This window comes from Hymenobacter coccineus, from assembly GCF_001816125.1.
Taxonomy (GTDB): Bacteria; Bacteroidota; Bacteroidia; order Cytophagales; family Hymenobacteraceae; genus Hymenobacter; species Hymenobacter coccineus.
Map to the genome: position 1 here is coordinate 1 of NZ_MDZA01000277.1, position 22,561 is coordinate 22,561.

Below are 22,561 nucleotides of genomic sequence, written 5' to 3' on the forward strand. Positions count from 1 at the left end.
TCCCAATTGGAAGGGCCGTGGGAGACGACCACGTGGATAGGCGGCAGGTGAAAAACCAGAAATGGAACAGCCGAGCCGTACTAATGGCCCGAGGGCTTCGCAGATTTTCGGTGGCGCGCGCCATGCGTTTCGTTTTTGTCCCTTACGTCGAGTTATTGAGGGTTGCGTGCTGCCGCAAGGCAGCCATTAGAACGCCGCAACCCCCGCCAGCAATGGTGGCTTTAGCCCGGGTGTTCACCTCTTCCCATTCCGAACAGAGCCGTTAAGCCCCGGTGCGCCTATGGTACTGCCTTCACCGGTGGGAGAGTCGGTCGCCGCCAACTTTATTGTCAACGCCTGCCGCTCCCCAGCGGCAGGCGTTTTGCTTTTATATTAGGGCTAATATAACGTGCGTTAATTATAATGATTAAGGAAAGCTTCTGTTAGGCCGCTGAATTAATTGTTGTATTAATGCTTGTATCAGCCAATAATCCTGTAAATGCTTTCGTCTCCAGCACGTTATAACCGTAGTATTGATTGGGTAACTGTATTTATTTATACTAGCTTAGTTGGGTTGGGATGGCTATGCATTTACGCTGCTAGTTATTCATCCGATGCTCCTGCTAATCCATTGGCTGCTTTGCGATTTGACCAGTTGATGGTATTCAACTGGTTTAAGCAATTGCTATGGATGGGTACGGCGGTAGTACTTATAGTCGTTTTACTAGTTGTCGATCATAAAGCATTTGATACCCTTGCGTATAGTTTATACGGAGGGATGATCTTACTACTGATCTTCACAATGTTGGTAGCGAGGCCCATTGCTGGTTCGCGTTCGTGGTTAGAGCTAGGTCCCATAAGGCTGCAACCGGCAGAGTTTGCCAAATTCACTACGGCACTGGCTGCTTCGCGGTTCATGGCTGGAATTAATTTACGGTACCAGAATTGGCGTGACCAGTTGGTATTGGCAGGTATCACATTGCTGCCGCCTTTATTGATCGTCGCATCTAATGAATCGGGGCAGGCGCTGGTATTTGCTGCGCTGCTACTCGCCTATTTTCGAGAGGGCATGTCACCATTGATACTGTTGTTGCTTGCCGCAGCTGGTATAATTCTATTGCTGGCCTTGTTGGTACCCAAGTTCTGGTTGGTGGGAGCTTTTACACTGTTATTAATAATCGTACTGCTGCTTAACCGGCGCGTATTGCGCCATCATTTGGTCTTAGCAACTAGTGTGTGGGTAATAGTTATTGGTATGGTAGTGGGCGTTGATTTCTTTTATAACGAAGTCTTGCAACCGCACCAGCGTCAACGCATTGAAATACTGCTTAACCCGTCATCTGATCCTTTAGGTAAGGGGTGGAATGTGACGCAGAGTAAAATCGCGCTGGGGTCAGGGGGCCTGTTGGGCAAGGGATTCTTGCAGGGTACCCAAACTAAATTTGACTTTGTACCTGAGCAGAGCACCGACTTTATTTTTTGTACAGTCGGCGAGGAGTTTGGATGGGCCGGGAGCTTAACGGTTATTGGCCTGTATTTGACGTTGTTGTGGCGGATTTTATACGTTGCAGAGCGCCAGAAATCAGTATTCGGGCGTACCTATGGTTACTGCGTGGCCAGCATACTATTTTTTCACATTACGATAAATATGGGTATGACCATGGGCTTGGCGCCCGTGGTGGGAATACCGTTGCCTTTCTTCAGCTACGGAGGGTCTTCCCTTTGGTCTTTTACCATCTTGCTCTTCAGCTTGTTGGCAATTGACGCCTACAGGAAGCAAGATTTGGTGCGCTAAGCTTTTGCCGTAGGACGGAGCAGGTGCCGCGAGTGCGTAAAAACCAGCGCCAGGGCAGTGCAGGCAACGGGCGCAGCTAGGTAGCCCATGCGGCCCAAGTCGCCCGATAATAGCATATGGATGGCTACTACAGCCAGCAATAGTAATTCGGCTAAGCCTAGTGAGGCGTACCATCGTGTAACGGTTGGCGTGGACCGTGCTCGCCAGAAGGCTACGGGCAGAATAAGGGTGTAGAGGCCAAAAATGCTCAGTAACTCGCCAATGCCTTTCAGGTTAAATGCGCGGTGCAGGGAGTAGCGAATGTTTTCTGTGTGGGAAATAGCGTTGGTTACCGACTCGGTGGCGGGAGCGCTGATACAGGAATCAATTGCCCAATGCACTGCAAACAGGGCCCCCAGGCCCACCGCTAATAGCTGCAACTGCCGGGATAAGGGAAGGGCGCGGCGACCGTACCACATTAGCCATGGGAGTAAAAAGATAAACGATTCCTTGGCCAGGGGCCCTAATAATAGCGCGACGGCTATTGCCCAGCCAGCACCGGGGCCCCGCCGAAAAGCGTAGTATCCCAGCCCAAAAACCACTGCGTATAGGCTGTCGGTGAGTGGCAGACCGGCCTCGTAGGCGGCCCAGCGACTAGTGAGTAGCGCTAACATAGCCAGTGCGGCGGCTCCCGCGGAGGCTCCTGCCTGACGTGCCGTGTTATACCAGATGGCCCCGGCTGCGCCCAGTAGTAAGCAGTTGATTAAATAAAAAGCGAAGCGTAGGGTCCACTGGGCACTGGCGCGCGCGGGCCACACGTGGCCGTAGCCTTGGGTGATGGGGGCAGCTAAGGCTGCGGCCGCGGCGGGCACCAGCACGCGGTAGCGCCGGGTAATGCTGACGCTGTCGAACCGCCCGGTGGCCATGCGCAGGTAGCTGCGGGTATCGGGCGAATATGAAAAATCATAATGCCGGTACACGGGATAGGATAAATTGGCTAAGGCGGCCACGGCCAGGGCCCACGGCAGCAACCAGCGGCGAAAAAATGCCGCGCGCTGGCTTAGCAAGCCGCGTGGGAGGCTAAGCAAACTTGCGCTCGATGAGCTTGAGCAACTTGCCAACGTGCTCTTCCTTGCGCGTCCAATCGTAGCGCTGGGCGAGCTCATCCATCAGGTAAGCGCGGGCTTGCTCGGCGGTAGCTAACGCGTCGAGGTGCTGGACGGCGGCGTGGTATTCCATGTTTTCGCCGTTGAATAGCTCGTTGATGAAGCTAAAGCGTTGGTTGATGGAAATGGCGGCGCGCAGCGTTTCAACCTTGGGAGCCGTGTGCTCGGCGGGCCGGGCGGGCGCAGCGTGGGCGCGCAAAGTTTCGGCCAGCGGTTGGGCATCGCCCTGTGAGGCTTTTAGTTTTTCGTAAAGTGGCACATTGGGCTCTAACGGCAGCGTAACGCTCTGGACCGGCGGCCGGGTGATGGGCGGTGCGGCCATAGGCGGTGCGGCCGGTGCCTCGGATGCCGTCAGCGACGGATTAACGGGCTTGGCCATGGCTATCGCCGCAGCTGGCAGAGTAGCTACTGGGCCATCCTCCAGTAGGTCTGCGGTGGTGAGGGGCAACAGTGTACTTAAGGTTTCGACAAAGCGCTGCACGGCGTCGTGGGCCCGGTAGTTGGCCGCGTGGTAAAGCTCGAAACGGTGGCTTAGGAACTCCGCTGAGAAGCCTTCGGTGGTAGCGGGTAGGTTGTCGACGAAACCCTGGTAGAGTTCTTTGTCGAGGTCGATGTAGCGCAGGTTGTCGCGCAGGCTAGCCGAGGCAATTGGCTCCGGGCCGCTAAACAGCAGGTGCTGCGCTGCGGTAGCCGGGGCTGTAGCTAGGCCCAGGGCCCCGGCAATGGCCTGGGCTAGTAGCGGCTCTAGGGCGGCGCGGTCGAGGCGGATGTGGCGCGAAAGCGTATTCATCAACTGCGCAAGACTGGCTTGCACGGGCGCAGCGTCAAAATCGAAGTACGGGCTGCGCAGGCGAGCGGCCTCGGCTTGCCACTGCGTAAGCAATTGGCGAAGCACCAGTAAGTTGAGCTGGCGCACGGGCGTGAAGCTCAGCAGGGCGGGGCCGTCGAGCGTGGCGGTGGGCTGGGCACCGAAGTGCTGGTCGCAAAGCCGGGCGGCGAGGCGGCGGCCGTACTGCGCGCACTTGGCGGGGCTATATTTGTCGTTCATTTTAGGCGAAGTTCAAGCGCCGAAAGTTAGGCACAAATGCCCCTGCTGACGATAGAGAACCTGCCCGGTGCCGTACTGGAAGTGCCCGCCGGGGCCACGCTGCTGGCCGCGCTGCAAGGGGCAGGTTTCGATTGGATGCACGCCTGCGGGGGACGCGGGCGCTGCACCAGCTGCCGGGTGCAGGTGCGGGCCGGGGATGCTTGCCTGGGGCCCCTGGCGGCGGCCGAGGTGCGCTACCGGGCCGCAGGCCGCCTGGCATCCGACGAGCGCCTGGCTTGCCAGGTGCGGCTGCCGGCAGGCGACGTGCGCGGCCGGGTGCCGGTGGCCACGCAACTGCCCCACCAACGCTACGACAATTAGGGCCCCCGGCGGCGGCTGGGCCCCCAGGGCCGTAATTTGTGACGCGAACCAGAGCAGGCTGCTTTGGCTCGTAGTAGGTTGTATTTGCTTTAACTAATCGACTGCGTGTTTATTGAAACCAGAGTTGGCCCCCGGTTTACCGCTCCGCACCGGGGCTGGGTGGAGGTGGTGTGCGGTTCCATGTTCTCGGGCAAAACCGAGGAGCTGATCCGCCGGCTCACCCGCGCCCGGATTGCCCGGCAACGGGTTGAAATCTTTAAGCCGGCGCTCGACACCCGCTACCACGCCCAGGATGTGGTGAGCCACAACGCCAACAGCATCCGCTCGACGCCGGTGGCGCTGCCCGACGAAATTTTGCTGCTGGCGGCGGGTTCCGACGTGGTGGGCATCGACGAGGCGCAGTTTTTCGATGCTTCGCTGGTGGACGTGTGCAAGCAACTGGCCGACCAAGGCACCCGCGTGATTGTTGCCGGGCTGGACATGGATTTCCTCGGCCGACCCTTCGGGCCCATCCCGGCGCTGCTGGCCACGGCCGAATTTGTGACCAAGGTGCACGCCGTGTGCATGTGCTGCGGCGAGCTGGCCGCGTATTCGTTCCGCATCGCGGCCAGTGAAAAGCAAGTGCTGCTGGGCGAAACCGATTCGTACGAAGCCCGCTGCCGCCCGTGCTTCCTATCGGGGATGCAAGAGCGGCCCGGGGCCCCAGCGGCACTGGCACGGCCACACTAATCCGCACTAAACCAGTGGGCCCGGCGTTGGCAACGGCGGCGGGCTTGCACTACATTTACCGTCCCTGAGGCCCTGCCGTATGCCCCGTTTCGCTCGTTTGCTGGTTGTGTTGTTGCTGCTGGCCCCTTGGCTGGGGCCCCAGGGGGCACGGGCCCAGAACACGGCCGGCTACGGCGACTGGCAGCTGCACCTGCCCACCAACCGCCCCCTGCACTTGGCCGATGCCGGCAACCGCGTGTACGTGGGTACGGAAAACGCCTTTTATTTCATCGATAAAACCCTGAACACCACCCAAACGCTTTCCAGCCGCGACGGGCTGAGCGACGTGGGCGTGGCAGCGCTGGCCTACGATTCGGTGGGCCACCAGACGGTGGTGGTGTACCGCAACAACAATGTGGACCTGCTGGGTGACGATGGCCGGGTGCGTAACCTGCCCGACATCCTGCGCAAGAGCATCCAGAGCGACCGCACCATTTACCAGGCGGCGGTGAGCGGGCGGCGGGCCTACTTGGCCGCTGCGTTTGGGGTGGTGGTGCTGAACCTGGACCGGGTGGAGGTGAGCGATACCTACAGCGCCATCGGGCCGGCGGGCACGGCGGTGCGGGTGTACGCCACGGCCGTGGCCCACGACACGCTTTTTGCCGCCACATCGGCGGGTTTGCAGGTGGCGCGCATGGCCGATAACCTACTCGACTACCGCAGCTGGGCCGTGTACCAGCCGGTGCCAGTGGCCACCGGCGGCTACGAACCCTACCGCCAGCTGGCCACCCAGGGCCCCTACGTGTACGCCACGGTGGACAACGGCGGCGGTACCTACGTGTTCCGGCGGGCGGCCAACGCTTGGCAGCCCGTGGCTGCGCCCTACACAACCCGCGCCCGGCAGCTGCGCAGCTCACTGCGCGGCCTGCTGCTGGCTGGCGATAACTACGGCGTGTACCGCCGCGACGCCGCGGGTACGTTTCAGCTGCTGGCGGGCCGGCCGGCCCGAACGACTACGTGACGGATGCGGTGTACTCGGCGCGCGACGGCAGCTACTACGTAGCCAATTATTTGGCCGGGGTGCAGCGGCTACGCGCGGGCCAGGCCCCCGAAACCTTCGCCGCCAACGGCCCCGCCTCCGGCTCGGCGTATAGTTTGCTGTCCGACGCCCACACGGGCATTACGGACGTTTTCACGGGCGGCTACACCGACCGGTACTTGCCGTTTTTTCGCGTCGAGGGCTTTTATGAGTATACGGCGGGGCAGTGGACCAACATCAACGGGGCCCTGCCGGCGGCTACGTACCCCAACCTGCCAGACGTAGCACGGGGCGCACGCACGGCCGATGGTACGCTTTACGTGGCCAGCTACGGCAACGGCTTGCTGGAATGGAAGGGCCCCGGCCAGTTCCGCACGTTCACGGAAGGCACTACTGGTAGCCCGCTGCGCCGCACCATTGCCGCCAACGACCCCAACTTCATCAGTGTGCGCGTGACGGACCTGGCCCCCGACGCCACCGGCGGCGTGTGGGTGGCCAACCAGCACCGCCAGGCCGGCGTATCGGGCCTGTTCCGCTTCGACCCCGCGGCGGCCGCCTGGAGCGCCATTCCGTACTTCAACGGCTCCCAAAACCTGGACCGCCTGGCCATCGACAACCTTGGCCAGGTGTGGGCTTCGGAAGCCCGCCAAGGCGGCGACGGCCTTTGGGTGGTGGACCCGAATACCAGCGCAAACCGCAAATTTTCGCTGGCTACGGACCCCGCCACGAGCAGCGACGTGATTCTGGCCGGCATTTACGACATCGTGAACGACCGGGCCGGGGCCATTTGGGTGACCACAGCGGCGGGCGTGGCCGTGCTCGACGACCCCAGTGGGGCCCTGGCGGGCACCAGCACGTTCCGGCTGCCGGTGGTGCAGCGCGGCGAAGGCAGCCGGTTTCCGGTGCTCTACAGCGAAGTGGTGAAATCGGTGGCCGTGGACGGGGCCAACCGCAAGTGGTTCGGTACCGACAACGGCTTGTGGCTCTTCAGCGCCGACGGCAGCGAGGCCCTGCTGCACTTCACCACTGCCAACAGCCCGCTGCCCACCAACCGCATCAACGACGTGGCCGTGAACGATAAAACCGGCGAAGTATGGGTGGCCACCGATTCGGGCGTGCTGGCGTACCGCGGCGGGGCCACCGTCACGGAGGGCAAGCCCAGCTGCGCCCAGGTATTCCCGAACCCGGTGCGGCCCGATTTTGCGGGCTTAGTGGGCATTGGTGGGCTGGCCAACGACGCGCTGGTGAAAATTACCGACGTGGCCGGCCACCTCGTGTACGCCACCACGGCCACCGGTGGCACCGTTACCTGGAACCTGACCGACGCTGATGGCAAACGCGTGCGCTCGGGCGTGTACCTGGTGCTCACGTCCGACGCCAACGGCCAAAACGGCTGCGTGAGCAAAGTGGCCGTGCTGTCGAAATAAAACGGGAAGGTGGAAAAGTGGATTAAATGTGGAAAACCTGGCCGCCAAGTTGGTTTAATTCCGCTGCTTGGTTTGCTGTTTCGGGCGTGGCTGCCGCACTTCCCGCGCCAGAGCGGTGTTTTCCTGGTTAATCCCTCCTCTTCTTAGCTTACTTTCCATGCTGGTCAAAACCCGCGGCATCGTCCTCAGCTTCCTCAAATACCGCGAAACCAGCATCATTGCCCGCGTCTACACCGAGCAGTTGGGCTTGCAGAGCTACGTGGTGAACGGCGTGCGCAAATCCAAGCCGCCGGGGCGCATTGCCCTGTTTCAGCCCTTTACGCTGCTGGAGTTGGTGGCCTACACGTCGGCCCGCGGGGGCCTCACGCGACTAGCCGAGTTTCGCTGCGCCGAGCCTTTCCAAACCCTGCCCTACGACGTGGCTAAGAGCAGCGTGGTGCTGTTTCTATCCGAAGTGCTGGGCAGGGCCCTGCGTGAGGAAGAGGCCGACGCCCCACTGTTCGCCTTTTTGCACGACCACCTGCTGGCCTTCGACCGGGCCGCGGCGGGCAGCGAGAACTTTGCCCTGCGCTTCCTGCTGGAGCTGGCCACGTACTTGGGCTTCGGCACCGAGTCGGGCGCCGAACTGACCGACCAAGTGGCCATGGCCGGGCACGCGCCCACCGGCCGCACGGGCCCCACGGGGCCCGCCGTGCTGCACCTGCGCGAGTTTGCGGGCTATTTCGACGAGCTGCTGCACCGCCAGGGCCCCAGCACCATCCCCAACGGCCGCGTGCGCCGCGAGCTGCTGAACGTACTGCTGCGCTACTACCAGCTGCACGTCGAGCAACTGGGCGAGATTAAATCGCTCGACATCCTCTCGCAGGTGCTGGCTGAGTAAAGACGGCCAGCAGCAGACAAAAAAATGAAGGCCATCGTGCTGAACGCAGCCGAAGCATCTCCCCCGCGTAGCTAACCCAATTAGGGGAGGGGCTACTTAGCGGGAGAGATGCTTCGGCTGCGTTCAGCACGATGGCCTTTTTTTGCTGCCTACTTCACGCCCACCAGCTCCACATCGAAGCGCAGCACGGCGTTGGGTGGGATGTCGGCCCCGGCGCCGCGGGTACCGTAGGCCAATGGCGACGGGATGAGCAGGATGGCCTTGCTGCCCGTGGGCAGCGCCGCAATGGCCTGGTCCCAGCCCGTAATGACCTGGCCCTGGCCCAGCGGGAAGTCAATCGGCACGTTGCCGTGCTGGGCCGAGGCGTCGAATACCTTGCCCGTGGCCAGCACGCTGCCCTTGTAGAGCACGCTCACTACCTGGCCTTTCTTGGGCAGGGGCCCCTTGCCGGTGCGGGTGATGACGTAGGAGGTGCCGCCGGGCGTTTTGCGGGCCACCAGCTTGTTCCTTTTGAGGTAGGCCTGGATTTGGGCGTTGTCCTTCACCAGCTGCTGGGCCGAGGCGGCGGCGTCCTTTTTGGCCTGCTCGGCGCGCAGCTTCTGCTCGCGGGCGGTCAGCTCCTCGCGGCTCACCAACTCGAAGGCGCGGGCCGAAATCACCAGCACGTTGCCGGCCTGCTTGATGAACGGCGGCACCGGCTGGCCCTGAAACGTTTTGGCGAAGAGCGTATCGGCCGGCAAGCGGAACACGGCGCTGTCGCCGGGAAGGAGCAGGGCCACGGCCTCTTCTAAGGTGCCGCGGGGCGGCGTGGGCAGCAGCGGGAACGGCTGCGGCTTGGGTTGCAGGCGGCGGCTGCTCATCAGCACCGAATCGCGGCCGGTGCGGAACTCCAGGAACACGGTGAGGAACTGGCCGGCGCGGCTGGCGTAGGGCGCGTCCGTCGGCACCATGAGGGCCCGGGGGGCAAAGCGCCCGTCGGGGCCCTGGCGATACAGCTGGTAGTCGATGCCACTGGCGGTGCGGCCGGCGCTCGGCGCGCTCGGTACCTGGGCCGCGGCCCAGTGGCCGGCCAGCAAGGCGGCCGTCAAAATCATCCAAAAACGCATGGGGTGGCGATTAAATAAAGGAAGTGGGAGAGGGCAAAAAGGCCCGGTGGGGCCCCGCCGAAAACGAACGCACCCCGCCCCGCAGCAAGCGCGGAACGGGGTGCGCAGCAACCGGTGCCGCCGACGCTAGGGCGAAACGGTTACGATTTGCATGTCAAACAGAATGGGCGTATCGGGCGGAATCGGGCCGTAACCACTAGGCCCGTAGGCCAGGTAAGAAGGAATGAGCAGCAGCTTGCGGTCGCCCTGACGCATGAGCGACACGCCCTCTTTCCACCCTTCAATCAGGCTAGTGATTCCCACCGTGTAATCAAAGCTTTTAGATGGGGCATTATCGGAAGTGTCAAACACCGTGTTTTCCACCGCCTTGCTCACATACTTGCCCGTGTACTTCACGCTGATTTGCTTACCAGCGGTTACTTGCGTGCCGGTACCGGCCGTCAGCGTTACTAAGTACAGGCCTGAAGCGGTGCGCTGGTAGTCGGCGGCGGTGTAGTTGTGGCGCTTGAGGTAGCCCTGAATGATGGTATCGTCAATGATCTGGTACTTCGCCTGGTGGTCCTTGGAAGCTTGCACCGCCGCGTCGTACGCACTGGTATCAATGGCTGTGTTGCAGCTCCACAGGGCCGGCGAAGCGCACAGCACCAGCAAGCTCAGCAGCCCAACCTGAGCCCGGAAACGAAGCAAAAAAGATTTTATTGACGACACCTGCATAGTTGGTTTTTAAGAAATTACTTAACGTCGACCAGCTCCACGTCGAAGCGCAGCGGCGAGTTGGCCGGAATGTCGGCCCCGGCGCCCTGCTGCCCGTAAGCCAGCGTGGACGGAATCAGGAACGTGGCCTTGCTGCCTTTGCTGAGCAGCGCCACGGCCTCATCCCAGCCCGGAATCACCTTGCCCTGGCCGAGCGGGAAAGAGAACGGCTCGCCCGGGTGCTTGTCCGACGAGTCGAACACCTTGCCGTCGAGTAGCATGCCGGTGTACTTCATGGTCACCGTCTGGCCTTGCTTGGCCAGAGGCCCCGCGCCGGGCGTCGTTACCTGGTAGTAGATGCCCGAGGGGGTCTTTTTCAGGCCGGTCAGGCTTTTGCTTTTGGCGTAGGCTTGCAGGGCGGCGTCGTCCTTTTTCAGTTGGTCACCGGCGAAGGCCATCATCTGGCGCTGCTGCTCGGCCATCATTTTCTGCTGCAAATCCTGCTGCATGGTCATGGCGGCGGCTTGGTCGATGAGGCCGCGGGTGGCCACGTGCAGCACCACCACGTTGCCGGCCTTCTTGAGGAAGGGAGGCACGGGGCGGGACGGATTGGGGCCCTGGGGCTTGAAGAGGGAGTCGGCGTTGAAGCGGAATACGGCGCTGTCGCCGGGCATTAGCAGGGCAAATGCCTCTTCGGGCGTGCCCTTGCGCTTCACTTCCTGCAACGGCAGCGGCACCAGCGCGCCTTGGAACTTGGTGCGGGTGCTTTCCAGTACCGAGTCTTTGCCGGTGCGGGTGTCGATGTAGGCCGTCAGGAACTTGCCCACCCGGTCCTTGTAGGTCGGGTCAGCGTCGCCGCTGATGTCGCGCCGCTCGTACTTGCTGCCTACTTTTTTGAAGATTTTGTACTCGATGCCCGATTTCGTTTTGGCGAAGTCGCCGCCACCGACCTTGTCGCAGGCCGCGGTGGAAAACAGAAGGCCCAGCAAGCTGGCCCCCAGGGCCAGGTGCCGCCCAGAGCGGAAGGAAGAACGCATGAACGTGCTAAAGTGTGAGGAAAAACAAAGTTGGGGCAACCAATGGAAGCGCAAAGGTAAGGGCGGGCTAGGCCACGGGCGGCGCGGCGGCCACGGGCTCGCCCACCAGCTGCTCCTTGTACTGGGGCAGCAGGCCCAGGAAGCGCTCGACGTGGGCGCCAAAGGCAGGTAGCTGATGCCGCCGGCGGCGTTGTGGTGGCCGCCGCCCTCAAAATGCTGGCGTGAAAAATCGCTCACCGAAAAGTCGCCCACCGAGCGGAAGGAAATCTTCACGGCCGAGCCGCGGTCGATGAAAATAGCGGCGAATACGATGCCCTCGATGCTGAGTGCGTAGTTCACCAGGCCCTCAGTATCGCCGGTTTTGCTGTCGTAGGCGCGCAGCTCGTCGCGGGTAATGGCGATGTATGCCGTGTTAAACTCGCGGTTGACGACCAGCTTGTCCTTCAGCACGAAGCCCAGGAAGCGCAGCCGGATTTCGGAGTGCGAGTCGTAGATGCGGCGGTGCACGGCCGACAGGTCGATGCCCGCGCTCAGCAGCTCGGCGATGATGAGGTGCACGTTGCGCGAGGTGCTGGGGTGGCGGAACGAGCCCGTGTCCGTCATGATGCCCGCGTACAGGGCCTCGCCCATGGCCTTGGTCACCTGGGCCTGGTCGCCCAGGTCGCGGATGATTTCAAAGATCAGCTCGGCCGTAGCCGCCGCCCCGGGGTTCGAAAAACTGATGTCGGCAAACGACTCAGGCTGCTGGTGGTGGTCGATGAGCACCTTTGTGCCGGGAGCGTTGCGCACGTATTCCCCAATCTCGTTGATGCGGGCCAGGCAGCTGAAATCAAGGCAGAAAATGACTTCGGCGCGCTGCACGAGGTCGCGCACCTGGTGGTCGTTTTGGCGCTTGTCGTATATCACCACCTCATCGTTGCCGCCCATCCAGTTCAGGAAGGCCGGGTAGTCGGAGGGCGTAACCACCGTGACGTGGTGGCCGTGCTGCTTGAGGTAGGCCGCCCAAGCAAGCGACGAGCCGAGGGCGTCGGCGTCGGGCTTGTGGTGGGTGGTGATGAAAACTTGGCGGGGCTGCGCGAGCAGCGCCTGTAGTTCGGCAAGGGGGGTGGTCATCGACAACGTAAGAAGCCTGGGTATCAACTAAGGGCCGGGCCCTCAGGGCCAAGTGGGCGGCAAAAGTCGGAAGAAATCCGTTCCCAACAACCGAAGCCCCCCCGAAGGTTCGCGGCGGCCGGCCCAACGGGGCCCCCGGCTGGGCCGGCGCGCCGCCCAAGTTGTGGCTACTTTTGTGCCCTCAACCGTTTCATTTACTCTTTTTACCAACCCCTCCCGCCTCATGGCTACTAACCGCACATTCACAATGATTAAGCCCGACGCCGTTCTGGAAAACCACATCGGTGGCATTCTGGGCATGATGGAGGCCGGCGGCTTCCGCGTCGTGGAGCTTCAGAAAATTGCCCTGACGGCCGAGCGCGCCGGCGAATTTTACGCCGTGCACAAGGAGCGCCCCTTCTACCAGGACCTGGTAAAGTACATGTCGAGCGGCCCCATCGTAGCCGCCGTGCTCGAGAAAGACAACGCCGTGGCCGACTTCCGCACCCTCATTGGCGCCACCAACCCGGCCCAGGCCGCCGAAGGCACCATCCGGAAGAAGTATGCCAAGAGCATCGAAGCCAACGCCGTGCACGGCTCCGACTCCGACGAGAACGCCCAAATCGAAGCCGATTTCTTCTTCGGCAAGTAGTCTGTAGGGCCCCAGGCTTAGCCGCTGTCTGGGGCCCAAAATCAACAAAAAACCCGCGTTGCAGCGTGCAGCGCGGGTTTTTTGTTGTACTGAAAACAGACTTTTTTTGTACCAACTATGTATTGACGAGCTTATACAAGCAGTTAAAGGTGATGCGATTGGGCCCCTTTGAAGGCGGTAAAGGCAGCGTCAGCAATGGGTAAGCAGCGCGCCAGGTGGGGCCCCAGGCGGCGGGCCCTATGCCTGTTCAACAGATAGGAGAGAGCCCGCGCCGGCGGCTACGCTTTCAGTCGGCTGCTCCTCGTGCTTGTGCTTGAAGATGAACACGAACAGTATCGCAATGACCAGCGCATAGGCCGCAAATGCGAGCCAGATACCCTGCCAGTCCTTGTTACCGGCGGCATCGGTGAAATAGTTTTGGATGACGATGCCGCTGATGGAGCTGCCCAGCACGGCCCCGAAACCGTTGGTCATCATCATAAACAAGCCTTGGGCACTGGCCCGGATGTCGGGCTGGGTTTGGGTTTCGACAAACAGCGAGCCCGAGATGTTGAAGAAATCGAAGGCCATGCCGTACACGATGCACGACATGATAATCATCCAGAGACCATCAGCGGGGTTGCTGTAAGCCAGCAGGCCGAAGCGCAGTACCCAGGCCACCATGCTGAACAGCATAACCTGCTTGATGCCAAAGCGCCGCAGAAAGAACGGAATGGCCAGGATGAACAGCGTCTCGGAAATCTGCGAAATCGACATAATGAAGGCCGGGTGCTGCACCGAGAGCGTGTCGCGGTAGGCGGGCACTTTGTCAAAATCGTGCAAAAAGGTGTCGCCGTAGGCATTGGTGAGCTGCAAGGCGGCCCCCAGCAGCAGGGCAAAGGCGAAGAACGTGGCCAGCTTCCGGTCGCGCAGCAGGGCAAACGATTTGAGGCCCAGCGCGTCAACCAGTGAGCGACTCGATACCCCTTTCGAAGGCGGCGGGCAGGCGGGCAGCGTGAAGGAGTAGAAGCCCAGCAGCAGCGCGGCGGCGGCGGCCACAAAAAACTGGTTGGCCGACTTCTCAAAGCCCAGGAACGTAACCGTCCACATGGCCGCGATGAAGCCGATGGTGCCCCAGACCCGGATGGGCGGGTAGTCCTTCACTACGTCGAGGTGCTGGCTCTTGAGGGCCGAGTACGACACGGCGATGGACAAGGCCAGCGTGGGCATGTAGAAAATCATGTTCAGCAGGATGACCCAGAAGAACACGGTGGGGTCCGTAACGAACGGGATGGCGCAGAGCGTGAGGCCGCCCAGCAGGTGCAGCACGCCGTAGAGCTTCTCGGCGTTCACCCACTTATCGGCCATGATGCCCATGAGCGAGGGCATGAAGATGGAGGCGATGCCCATCGTGGAAAAGACGGCCCCGAACTGCGCTCCCGACCAGTGCTTGGTTTGAAACCAGTACGCCCCAATGGTTATCAGCCACGCGCCCCAGATAAAAAATTGGAGGAAACTCAGAATGGTAAGTCGCAGCTTGATGCTCATGCCGGCGCAGCGTTAAAGTTTTCGGAAAAGGGGTTTTTGCCCCTAAAGTTACATGATAAATAAAACAGGCCCCGGCGTGCGTCATTAGCAGGATTCAAGATAGAAAACGATCTATATTTCCGTTTGCTTTCTACCGTTCGCCATGCAAAAAGCTACGGCGCTTGGCCTTCGCGGCCACTTGCTTGTACACCGCCGCTTTCCTGGCTACCGTGCTGCTGCACGAGCTGGCCCACGCGCTGACGGCGCTGGCCGTTGGGGTGCACCCAACCCTGTTCAACTCGCACGTCGACGCTCCGCCGGCTGGGCCCCGGCCGGAAATATTGATTGCTCTGGCCGGCCCGGTATTCAGCCTGGCGCAGGGCGTGGCGGCCCTGGTCCTCGCAGCTCGCGGGCGTAGCACGGGCCCCGGGCCCTATTTGGGTTGTTTCTGGGGGTATTCGGCATTATAAATTTCCTGGGCTACGTGATGACCGGCCCGGTGGTGGATTACGGCGACGTGGGCCAAGCCGAAAAGCTGCTGGGTGTGCCCGTGGCTGCTGCCATCGTAGCCGCGGTGGCCGCTGCCCTGGCCGTGACGCTGGCTGTGCGGGCTACAGCGCCGCTGTTCCTGCGCTTTGTGCCCGCGCCGGGCCCCGGGGCCCGGCGCGGTAGTGGCGCAAAAGCGGCCCTACCTGCGGGCGTTGCTGCTGTGGCCGTGGTTGCTGGGCTCGGTCGTCGTCACGGCGCTGTCGTGGCCCTGGCCCACGGTGCTCAGCCTCGTGTACCCGCCCATGAGCAGCATGGTGCTGGGGGCCGCTTTTGGGGCCGCCATTGGCCGGGCCGATTTGCTGGGGGCCCCAGCGGCGCCCGCCGTGCTAAGGGTGCCGCCGTGGCGCTGGCGTTGGCGCTGGGGGCCCTGGCGGTGGGGTATTGGCTGCTGCGGTGGGGAGTGCAGTTGTAAAAGGGAAATAAAAAAAGCCCGCCTCCGGTTAGGAGGCGGGCTTCGAGCAAGCTGCTAAAGCAGCGCGCAAATTACTTGGCGTCGGCGAAGCGCTTGTTCACCTCGTCCCAGTTGATGAGGTTGAAGAAGGCAGCAATGTAGTCGGGCCGGCGGTTTTGGTACTTCAGGTAGTAGGCGTGCTCCCATACGTCGAGGCCCAGGACGGGCATGCCCTTGCAACCGGTGTCGGGCATCAGTGGGTTGTCCTGGTTAGGCGTCGAGCAGATTTGCAGCGAGCCGTCGGCCTGCTTGCACAGCCAGGCCCAGCCCGAGCCGAAGCGCGTGGTGGCCGCCTTGGCAAATTCTTCCTTGAACTTCTCGTAGCTGCCGAACGCTTCGGTGATGGCCTCGGCCACGGCCCCGGTGGGCTGCCCGCCGCCGTTGGGCGAGAGGATGGTCCAGAACAGGGAGTGGTTCCAGTGGCCACCGCCGTTGTTGCGCACCGCGGGCGGCGCAGCCGCAATGTTGTGCAGAATCTCTTCGATGGGCTGGTTCTCCATCGCTGTGCCAGCAATGGCGGCGTTCAGGTTCGTAACGTAGGCCTGGTGGTGCTTCGTGTGGTGAATCTCCATCGTTTGCGCGTCAAACGTGGGTTCCAGCGCGTCGTAGGCGTAGGGCAGCTTGGGCAGTTCAAAAGCCATAATTGAAAAGGGTAAAGTGAAAGAATAGGCACCTCTGCAACCACCAACTACCCCGCGGGGTTGCTGGCGGCGCAGCGGGCAAAGTTATCCTTGTCTACGTTTGGCGCGAAAAAACGACTGCATTAGGGCGGCGCACTCGGGGGCCCGCACGCCGCCGCGCAGCTCGGTGCGCGGGTGGAGTAGGGGCCCGTGCCGCCGGAAGCCGGTTTTCGGCTCTTCGGCCCCGTACACCACGGCCCGCAGCTGTGCCCAGGCGCTGGCCCCGGCGCACATCACGCAGGGCTCCACGGTCACGTAGAGGGTGCAGTCGGCCAGGTATTTGTTGCCCAGGTGGTTGGCGGCGGCCGTGAGGGCCAACATCTCGGCGTGGGCCGTCACGTCGCGCAGGCGCTCGGTTTGGTTGTGGCCCCGGCCGATGATTTTATTTTCCAGCACCACCACCGCCCCGATGGGAATTTCGCCGGCCGCCAGCGCCGCGTGGGCTTCGCGCAGGGCCTGGGCCATGAAGTCGTCGTCGGTCATGGCGCGCCAGGTTTCGCGGGGTAAAAACAGGTTTCGCAGAGAAAGCGCCGTCTAGGGCCCCGGGGCCCTACTTCAGCACGATGGCCCCCATTACGGCCTGCGCCACGGGCTGCCACTGCACCTGCTCGGCGGCCGGCGCGTCGAAGGTGAAGACGTACATCTGGTCCTTCACCACCGTGTACTGCACGGCCTGGTACTTGCGGATGGACGCCAGCTGGTCGCCGCGCCGCGTGTCAACCACCGTCGAAACGAACTCGAACGACACAAAATCGTGGCCGTGCACCTGGCGCACTTCCTGCTTGATAAACTCCACCTTCGAGTACAAGCGCTGGATGCTGGCCTTATAAATCTGGAGCAGTACGTTGTAATCGGGGGCCTGGAAATCGGTGGGCCGCACGGCCACGCTGAAATCGACGCGGCTGTTGGGGCTGCTGTACACGGCCAGCGGCTTGCGGGCGGCGGGGTACTTGGCGGCGATGCCGTCGTCGGGCAGGGGCGTGAAGCCCTCGGGCACGCCCACCGTCAGGCCGGGCAGCTTAGTGGCCACGAGCTTGGGGCCCGGCGCAAAACCGGTCAGGCCCAGCACGAGCAGCAGCAACGAAAATAGTCTCATGAATAGAAATTAAACCGCCGCAACCTACCGGCGCGCCGTCGGGTACTTCACGCGCACCTTCTTCCAGTACACGTAGTTGCCGGTTTTGGCCTCCACCAAGTACGTGCCGGCCGGGATTTTGCCCAGCTCCACGGGGGCCCCGGTGTTGTTGGCGGGGTCGAGTGGGGTGGTGTAAACGACGTGGTTTTTGTAGTCCGTCATCGTGAGCACGCCCGGCTTAGTGAACTGCTGGGTGAAGCTGAGCATGATGCTCGGCGAGTTGGGCTTAGGAAAAATATCAATGCCCGAAAGCGTTTCCACGCGCTTCACGGGGCCGTCGAGGGTCACGGTACCGGGCGTGCCCTTGGTCTTGATGACCACGGCGTCGTCCTTGGCTTTGGTCTTGACTTTGGTTTGGGCCTGGGCCGCACCGGTGGCCAACAGGGCCCCGGCGAGGGCGAAAACGGAGAGGAATTTCATGATAATAGGAAGTTGAAAGAACAAAAGAACGCAGATACCGCGGCTCTTTGCATCTAGTGTGCCAAAGTAGGGCCCCAGCCGAAAGCAACGTGGCTCGTTTTGCCCCGCCGGGTTAGGCCCTAACTTTGCCCCGCTGCGTGCCAGCGCGTTTGGTTGGTAATCATTCGGTTTGGGGCCCCAGTCCGCTGAAGCCGATAATTATCAACCGCCAATTGCTAACTGATAACCAAGATGCTACGAACCCACACCTGCGGCGAACTCCGCACCGAACACATTGGCCAAACCGTCACGCTCTGCGGCTGGGTGCAGCGCACCCGCGACAAGGGCGGCATTGCCTGGGTGGACCTGCGCGACCGGTACGGCCTCACCCAACTGGCCCTGGAAGAAGGCGTGGAAACCGATGCCGTGCGCGACCAGGCCCGCCACCTCGGCCGCGAGTTCGTGGTGCAAGTGACTGGCAAGGTGGCCGAGCGCCACTCCAAAAACGACAAGCTGCCCACCGGCGACATCGAAATCCGGGTCGAAAAGCTCGACGTGCTCAACCCCGCCAAGCTGCCGCCCTTCCTCATTGAAGACGACACCGACGGCGGCGACGACCTGCGGATGAAGTACCGTTACCTCGACCTGCGCCGCAACCCCGTGCGCAACAACCTAATGCTGCGCCACCGCATGGCCCAGGCCGTGCGCCGCTACCTCGACGGCCAGGACTTCATCGAAGTGGAAACCCCGGTGCTCATCAAGAGCACGCCCGAAGGGGCCCGGGATTTCGTGGTGCCCTCGCGCATGAACCCCGGCGAGTTCTACGCCCTGCCACAGTCGCCCCAGACCTTCAAGCAGCTGCTGATGGTGTCGGGCTTCGACCGCTACTTCCAGATTGTGAAGTGCTTCCGCGACGAAGACCTGCGTGCCGACCGCCAGCCCGAGTTCACACAAATTGACTGCGAAATGGCCTTTGTGACTCAGGAGGATATCCTGAACACGTTTGAGGGCCTGGTGCGCTATCTGTTCAAGGAAATCAAAAACCTCGATTTCCCCACCGTGCCCCGCATGACCTACGCCGACGCCATGCGCGACTATGGCAACGACAAGCCCGACACGCGCTTCGAAATGAAGTTCGTGGACCTCACCGATACGGTGCAAGGCCAGGGCTTCCCGGTGTTCGACGGCGCGGAAGTGGTGCTGGGCATCAACGCTATCACCTGCGCCGCCTACACCCGCAAGCAGCTAGATGAGCTGACCGACTTCGTAAAGCGCCCACAAATCGGGGCCACTGGCCTCATCTACGCCCGCGTGGAAGGCGACGGCCAGGTAAAATCGTCGGTCGATAAGTTCTATTCGCAGGACGAGCTGCGCAAGTGGAGCACCGCCCTGAACGCTAACCCCGGCGACTTGCTGCTGCTGCTGGCGGGCCCCGATACTAAAACCCGCAAGGCCCTGAGCGAGCTGCGGCTCGAAATGGGCCACCGCCTGGGCTTGCGCGCCAAAGACACGTTCTCGCCGCTGTGGGTGGTCGATTTCCCGCTGCTCGAATTCCTCGAAGAGGAGGGCCGCTACTTCGCCATGCACCACCCCTTCACCTCGCCCAAGCCCGACGACCTGGCGCTGCTCGACAACCCCGCCACCATCGGCCAGGCCCGCGCCAATGCCTACGATTTGGTCATCAACGGCGTGGAAGTGGGCGGCGGCTCCATCCGCATCCACGACCGGGCGGTGCAGGCCCGCATGTTCGGCCTGCTGGGCTTCTCGCCCGAAGAAGCCCAGGCCCAGTTCGGCTTCCTGCTAGACGCTTTCGAGTACGGGGCCCCGCCCCACGGCGGTATCGCCTTCGGCTTCGACCGCCTTTGCTCGCTCTTCGGCGGCGCCGATTCCATCCGCGACTTCATCGCCTTCCCCAAAAACAACTCCGGCCGCGACGTGATGATTGATTCGCCCTCGCCCATTTCCAGGGCCCAGTTGAAGGAATTGAGCATTAAAACGGACGTGGTGGTGAAATAAGAATCACCTTTACTGAAAAGCAGAATGAAAACTTATCTTTTTGCTATTGTGCTTTGCCTGGGAACTGTGCGCGCAACAGATGCCCAGCAGTATCACTCAGTGAACTTATTTCGATAAGGAGCGGAGACCTAGATAAAGCAAATCAGATTTTACTGCCGCGAGGTTGGGTATTTAAAGGACGTCAACCTCATGTTGTTCCAACGACGGAAGAAAATTGTCTGTATGATGTATTAATTTGGGATAACCAATCAATATTATCGTCAACTTATATTACTGTTAATGTTGGTAAAAATTGTGGTAACTATGTTAATGTGCAAACTATTGAGATGCAAACCTTCTACTCAATAAGAGCGGAAATAGAAAAGTATTCCATGAAGTTGATTAATAGGGAAATCACGGAAAATAAAGATGGCTCTACTAGGACAACAAGTATGTTTACGGGAGCGAAATATGAAGTTGATATGGCGATTTGGACAAGCCCCAATAAAGCAAGTAATCAGTACAATGTTAACTTGTATTTAAAATAAGATTAAAAGGCAGTGATTAAAATCACTGCCTTTTAATCTTATTTTAAAGTAGATATACCTGCTTATGCCTTTCCGCCTCGACCGCACTGCCCACCACGCCGGCACCCACGAACAGGCGGCAGAATACCACGCCCAAAACCAGCCCGCCACGCCTACAGAGCGCTTGCGGGCTGCCGCCTACCTCAACAGCGTCGCGTTCGGCTACGACCTAGATAACCCGCCCCGGCTCGACCGGATGGCGTTTGCCACGCGCCAGCACGCCCACCGCAATGGGTAATCTGTTTAATGCCGATTTCCAGGATTTTTTGCGAGCCTTGCGGCTATTTGAGGTGCGCTACGTGTTGGTAGGCGGTTACTCTGTCATCCTGCATGGCTACAGCCGCACGACTGGGGACTTGGATTTGTGGGTCGAAAAGACAATTGATAATTATGAGCGACTTGTAAAGGCTTTCGCCGCGTTCGGAATGCCAGTATTTGACATGACGGCACATAATTTTCTGGATAACCCAGCTATGGATGTCTTTACATTCGGTCGCCCCCCGGTTGCTATTGATATCATCACGCAACTTAAAGGGGTTGTCTTCGCCGAGGCGTATGCCGCTGCAACCGATAACGAAGTGGATGGCCTGACAATTAGATTAATTCAGTACCACCACTTAATACAAGCTAAAATAGCCGCTGGTCGTCCGCGGGATCAAAACGATTTAGATAATCTGCGTAAATAGTGAACCTTATGAAGCTATAATGACCCAAAGAAGGCGGCTACTGATGATTCAGTCGCCGCCTTTTTCGCACCACTGACCTTGCGAAACGGAAGGTTCGCCGGGTTATTGGGGCCCCGGCCTACGGCTGCACATCCATTGAAACCCGTTTTGCAGTAAGTATGGGCAGTTCTCCATCAAAAACGCTCACCGACCGTGCCTAAGCTCTCTATCGTTGCCGCCATTATTTTTTGGGTTATGCTGAGCACCTCGCTCATGCGCTTAGAGCTTACCGCATCGCCGGTGTACAAGCAGCGGGCCATCACTTCCCGCTCGGTAAAAGTCAGCGTTGCCACGATTGCAAAAGCAGAACACTCCCGCTCCAACAATTACAAATAGGGCCCCGGCCGCGCCGGTGGTTATTGAACACACCGCGCCTCCTGTAATGCAAAAACGCCGCATCCTCAGGACGCGGCGTTTCTCATTTGTTTGGAACTGCTAAATTAGAAATTTCGCTCGCCAGTTTCGCGCTTGCCCAGCATTACCGAGCCCACCATGGCGGCTAGCAGCAGGATGGAGGCCAGTTCAAAAGGCAACTGATACTGCTGAAACAGCACCAAGCCCAGCTTGTCGACCATGCCTACTTGCGAATTGAAGGTAGCAGCGTCGTAGCCCGCGGGCTCCACGTTGCGCATGGCGGCCACCATAATCAGCAGCAGCAGGCCGCCGGCAATGGTAGCGGCGGCTTTGGCCAGAAATGGCTTTTGGGGCTCCGTGGCTTCGTTCAAGTTCAAGAACATGATAACGAACAGGAACAGCACCATGATGGCCCCGGCGTACACGATAATATTCACGGCGGCCAGGAACTGCGCGTTTAGCAGCAGGTAGTGGCCCGAAAGCGTGAAGAACGTAAGAATGAGGAACAACACGCTGTGCACCGGGTTTTTAGCCAGCACCACGCCCAGCGCGCTCAGCAGGGCCACAAACGTAAGGAAGAGAAAGAGGGACATACAGGAGGGCGAAGCTGCCGCTTGGCGTAAGGAGGGAAAAGCGGGCCCTAGGCCAGTTGAGTGCGCAATTTATCGGCCTGCTCGGCCGTGAGCTGGATGCCACGCTTTGAGCGGGTATCCGGTGCCACGGGCTCGACCAACCGGTCTTTACCGTAGATGAACTCGTCGCGCTCGAAGCGCGGCGGCGCCATTTTATCGGCTTGGAGGTACACGGCCGCCTTCGGGCATGCCTCCTCGCAGAGGCCGCAGAAGATGCAGCGCAGCATGTTGATTTCGTAGCTGACGGCGTATTTCTCCTCGCGGTAGAGGTTCTGCTCGCCCTTTTTGCGCTCGCCGGCCACCATCGTAATGGCCTCGGCGGGGCAAGCCACGGCGCACAGACCGCAGGCCGTGCACCGCTCGCGGCCCTGCTCGTCGCGCTTCAGCACGTGCAGGCCCCGGAACACCGGCGAGAACGGCCGCGTCTCCTCGGGGTAGCGAATGGTGGCCTTCTTGGTAAAGAAGTGGCGCAGCGTGATGCTCAGGCCCTGGAAAATAGCCGGCAGGTAAGCCCGCTCGGCGAGCGTCATCGGCTTCTTTTCCAGGATTTTAGCGCGGTTGCTGAGGGATTGCATAGGTCGAAGGAA

The 22,561-nt window shown here is 60.8% G+C and carries 26 protein-coding genes and 2 rRNA genes; 16 read left to right on the forward strand and 12 right to left on the reverse strand.

The window, feature by feature from the left end; translation table 11 throughout:
• The 3 genes from BEN49_RS28675 to rodA form a co-directional block, all read left to right on the forward strand.
• A 23S ribosomal RNA gene (locus BEN49_RS28675) occupies positions 1–104 on the forward strand; the annotation flags it as partial.
• A gap of 107 nt (positions 105–211) precedes the next feature.
• Positions 212–323: ribosomal RNA gene (rrf, locus tag BEN49_RS15005) — 5S ribosomal RNA — on the forward strand.
• Between the two features lie 155 nt (positions 324–478).
• On the forward strand, positions 479–1,774 hold the full coding sequence (gene rodA / locus BEN49_RS15010) for a rod shape-determining protein RodA (protein WP_070744718.1): 1,296 nt from the start codon (positions 479–481) through the stop codon (positions 1,772–1,774).
• On the opposite strand, the gene BEN49_RS15015 is transcribed toward rodA, so the two are convergent.
• Positions 1,771–2,784, reverse strand: a complete 1,014-nt coding sequence (locus tag BEN49_RS15015; protein ID WP_070744720.1) for a hypothetical protein — start codon at positions 2,782–2,784, stop codon at positions 1,771–1,773. The genes rodA and BEN49_RS15015 overlap by 4 nt on opposite strands.
• Before the next feature lie 49 nt (positions 2,785–2,833).
• Positions 2,834–3,967 carry a DUF8457 domain-containing protein gene (locus BEN49_RS15020; protein ID WP_070744722.1) on the reverse strand — a complete coding sequence of 378 codons (1,134 nt, stop codon included), beginning with the start codon at positions 3,965–3,967 and terminating at the stop codon, positions 2,834–2,836.
• A 36-nt stretch (positions 3,968–4,003) separates the two neighbouring features.
• Between BEN49_RS15020 and BEN49_RS15025 the strand changes: the two genes are divergently transcribed.
• The 5 genes from BEN49_RS15025 (at position 4,004) to recO (ending at position 8,381) form a co-directional block, all read left to right on the forward strand.
• Positions 4,004–4,327 (forward strand): 2Fe-2S iron-sulfur cluster-binding protein, encoded by a 324-nt coding sequence (locus BEN49_RS15025; protein WP_070744724.1) that lies wholly within the window; start codon positions 4,004–4,006, stop codon positions 4,325–4,327.
• 105 nt (positions 4,328–4,432) lie between these two features.
• Positions 4,433–5,056 (forward strand): thymidine kinase, encoded by a 624-nt coding sequence (locus tag BEN49_RS15030; protein ID WP_070744726.1) that lies wholly within the window; start codon positions 4,433–4,435, stop codon positions 5,054–5,056.
• A 79-nt stretch (positions 5,057–5,135) separates the two neighbouring features.
• On the forward strand, positions 5,136–6,056 hold the full coding sequence (locus tag BEN49_RS15035; protein ID WP_125916910.1) for a PorZ beta-propeller-like domain-containing protein: 921 nt from the start codon (positions 5,136–5,138) through the stop codon (positions 6,054–6,056).
• The gene (porZ, locus tag BEN49_RS15040; RefSeq protein WP_070744730.1) at positions 6,053–7,501 is read left to right on the forward strand and encodes a type IX secretion system anionic LPS delivery protein PorZ; all 1,449 of its coding nucleotides are present in this window, start codon (positions 6,053–6,055) and stop codon (positions 7,499–7,501) included. Before BEN49_RS15035 ends, porZ begins: the two co-directional genes overlap by 4 nt.
• 157 nt (positions 7,502–7,658) lie before the next feature.
• The gene (recO, locus tag BEN49_RS15045) at positions 7,659–8,381 is read left to right on the forward strand and encodes a DNA repair protein RecO (protein WP_070744732.1); all 723 of its coding nucleotides are present in this window, start codon (positions 7,659–7,661) and stop codon (positions 8,379–8,381) included.
• 149 nt (positions 8,382–8,530) lie between these two features.
• On the opposite strand, the gene BEN49_RS15050 is transcribed toward recO, so the two are convergent.
• The 3 genes from BEN49_RS15050 to BEN49_RS30590 all read right to left on the reverse strand — a co-directional run bounded on the left by BEN49_RS15050 (position 8,531) and on the right by BEN49_RS30590 (position 12,330).
• On the reverse strand, positions 8,531–9,487 hold the full coding sequence (locus BEN49_RS15050; RefSeq protein WP_083326133.1) for an FKBP-type peptidyl-prolyl cis-trans isomerase: 957 nt from the start codon (positions 9,485–9,487) through the stop codon (positions 8,531–8,533).
• Positions 9,488–9,613: 126 nt separating this feature from the next.
• Positions 9,614–10,174, reverse strand: coding sequence for an FKBP-type peptidyl-prolyl cis-trans isomerase (locus BEN49_RS15055; RefSeq protein WP_158022949.1), 561 nt, complete (start codon positions 10,172–10,174; stop codon positions 9,614–9,616).
• 44 nt (positions 10,175–10,218) lie between these two features.
• Positions 10,219–12,330, reverse strand: a complete 2,112-nt coding sequence (locus BEN49_RS30590) for an FKBP-type peptidyl-prolyl cis-trans isomerase (protein ID WP_317040462.1) — start codon at positions 12,328–12,330, stop codon at positions 10,219–10,221.
• A 223-nt stretch (positions 12,331–12,553) separates the two neighbouring features.
• On the opposite strand from BEN49_RS30590, the gene BEN49_RS15070 reads away from it, so the two are divergent.
• Positions 12,554–12,961, forward strand: a complete 408-nt coding sequence (locus tag BEN49_RS15070) for a nucleoside-diphosphate kinase (RefSeq protein ID WP_070744741.1) — start codon at positions 12,554–12,556, stop codon at positions 12,959–12,961.
• 237 nt (positions 12,962–13,198) lie between these two features.
• On the opposite strand, the gene BEN49_RS15075 is transcribed toward BEN49_RS15070, so the two are convergent.
• Entirely contained in the window at positions 13,199–14,488 is a 1,290-nt protein-coding gene (locus BEN49_RS15075; RefSeq protein ID WP_070744743.1) for a nucleoside permease, read from the reverse strand.
• Positions 14,489–14,670: 182 nt separating this feature from the next.
• Here BEN49_RS15075 and BEN49_RS15080 point away from each other — a divergent pair, with 182 nt between their 5' ends.
• Both BEN49_RS15080 and BEN49_RS15085 read left to right on the forward strand, forming a co-directional pair.
• Positions 14,671–14,937, forward strand: coding sequence for a zinc metalloprotease (locus BEN49_RS15080; protein WP_125916912.1), 267 nt, complete (start codon positions 14,671–14,673; stop codon positions 14,935–14,937).
• The gene (locus tag BEN49_RS15085) at positions 14,910–15,428 is read left to right on the forward strand and encodes a hypothetical protein (RefSeq protein WP_070744748.1); all 519 of its coding nucleotides are present in this window, start codon (positions 14,910–14,912) and stop codon (positions 15,426–15,428) included. Before BEN49_RS15080 ends, BEN49_RS15085 begins: the two co-directional genes overlap by 28 nt.
• Positions 15,429–15,499: 71 nt before the next feature.
• Here the strand turns inward: BEN49_RS15085 and BEN49_RS15090 are convergent, their stop codons facing one another.
• The 4 genes from BEN49_RS15090 to BEN49_RS15105 all read right to left on the reverse strand — a co-directional run bounded on the left by BEN49_RS15090 (position 15,500) and on the right by BEN49_RS15105 (position 17,702).
• On the reverse strand, positions 15,500–16,108 hold the full coding sequence (locus tag BEN49_RS15090) for a superoxide dismutase (protein WP_070744750.1): 609 nt from the start codon (positions 16,106–16,108) through the stop codon (positions 15,500–15,502).
• A gap of 84 nt (positions 16,109–16,192) precedes the next feature.
• Positions 16,193–16,630 (reverse strand): nucleoside deaminase, encoded by a 438-nt coding sequence (locus BEN49_RS15095; RefSeq protein WP_070744752.1) that lies wholly within the window; start codon positions 16,628–16,630, stop codon positions 16,193–16,195.
• A gap of 67 nt (positions 16,631–16,697) precedes the next feature.
• Positions 16,698–17,243, reverse strand: coding sequence for a hypothetical protein (locus BEN49_RS15100; protein ID WP_070744753.1), 546 nt, complete (start codon positions 17,241–17,243; stop codon positions 16,698–16,700).
• A gap of 24 nt (positions 17,244–17,267) precedes the next feature.
• Positions 17,268–17,702 carry a T9SS type A sorting domain-containing protein gene (locus tag BEN49_RS15105; RefSeq protein ID WP_070744754.1) on the reverse strand — a complete coding sequence of 145 codons (435 nt, stop codon included), beginning with the start codon at positions 17,700–17,702 and terminating at the stop codon, positions 17,268–17,270.
• A gap of 231 nt (positions 17,703–17,933) precedes the next feature.
• Between BEN49_RS15105 and aspS the strand changes: the two genes are divergently transcribed.
• The 5 genes from aspS to BEN49_RS27010 all read left to right on the forward strand — a co-directional run bounded on the left by aspS (position 17,934) and on the right by BEN49_RS27010 (position 21,324).
• On the forward strand, positions 17,934–19,697 hold the full coding sequence (aspS, locus tag BEN49_RS15110; RefSeq protein WP_070744755.1) for an aspartate--tRNA ligase: 1,764 nt from the start codon (positions 17,934–17,936) through the stop codon (positions 19,695–19,697).
• A gap of 53 nt (positions 19,698–19,750) precedes the next feature.
• Positions 19,751–20,224 carry a hypothetical protein gene (locus BEN49_RS27005; RefSeq protein ID WP_125916914.1) on the forward strand — a complete coding sequence of 158 codons (474 nt, stop codon included), beginning with the start codon at positions 19,751–19,753 and terminating at the stop codon, positions 20,222–20,224.
• Between the two features lie 64 nt (positions 20,225–20,288).
• A complete protein-coding gene (locus BEN49_RS15115; RefSeq protein ID WP_070744757.1) occupies positions 20,289–20,501 on the forward strand; it encodes a hypothetical protein in 213 nt (70 codons plus the stop codon).
• Complete coding sequence (locus BEN49_RS15120) at positions 20,494–20,949, forward strand: nucleotidyltransferase (protein WP_070744759.1); 456 nt, start codon at positions 20,494–20,496, stop codon at positions 20,947–20,949. The genes BEN49_RS15115 and BEN49_RS15120 overlap by 8 nt, the downstream gene beginning before the upstream one ends.
• Positions 20,950–21,141: 192 nt before the next feature.
• Positions 21,142–21,324 (forward strand): hypothetical protein, encoded by a 183-nt coding sequence (locus tag BEN49_RS27010; RefSeq protein WP_125916916.1) that lies wholly within the window; start codon positions 21,142–21,144, stop codon positions 21,322–21,324.
• A 104-nt stretch (positions 21,325–21,428) separates the two neighbouring features.
• Here the strand turns inward: BEN49_RS27010 and BEN49_RS15130 are convergent, their stop codons facing one another.
• Together BEN49_RS15130 and BEN49_RS15135 are read right to left on the reverse strand one after the other, a co-directional pair.
• A complete protein-coding gene (locus BEN49_RS15130) occupies positions 21,429–21,935 on the reverse strand; it encodes an NADH-quinone oxidoreductase subunit J family protein (RefSeq protein ID WP_070744764.1) in 507 nt (168 codons plus the stop codon).
• Between the two features lie 47 nt (positions 21,936–21,982).
• The gene (locus BEN49_RS15135) at positions 21,983–22,549 is read right to left on the reverse strand and encodes a NuoI/complex I 23 kDa subunit family protein (RefSeq protein ID WP_070744766.1); all 567 of its coding nucleotides are present in this window, start codon (positions 22,547–22,549) and stop codon (positions 21,983–21,985) included.
• Positions 22,550–22,561 lie beyond the last annotated feature (12 nt).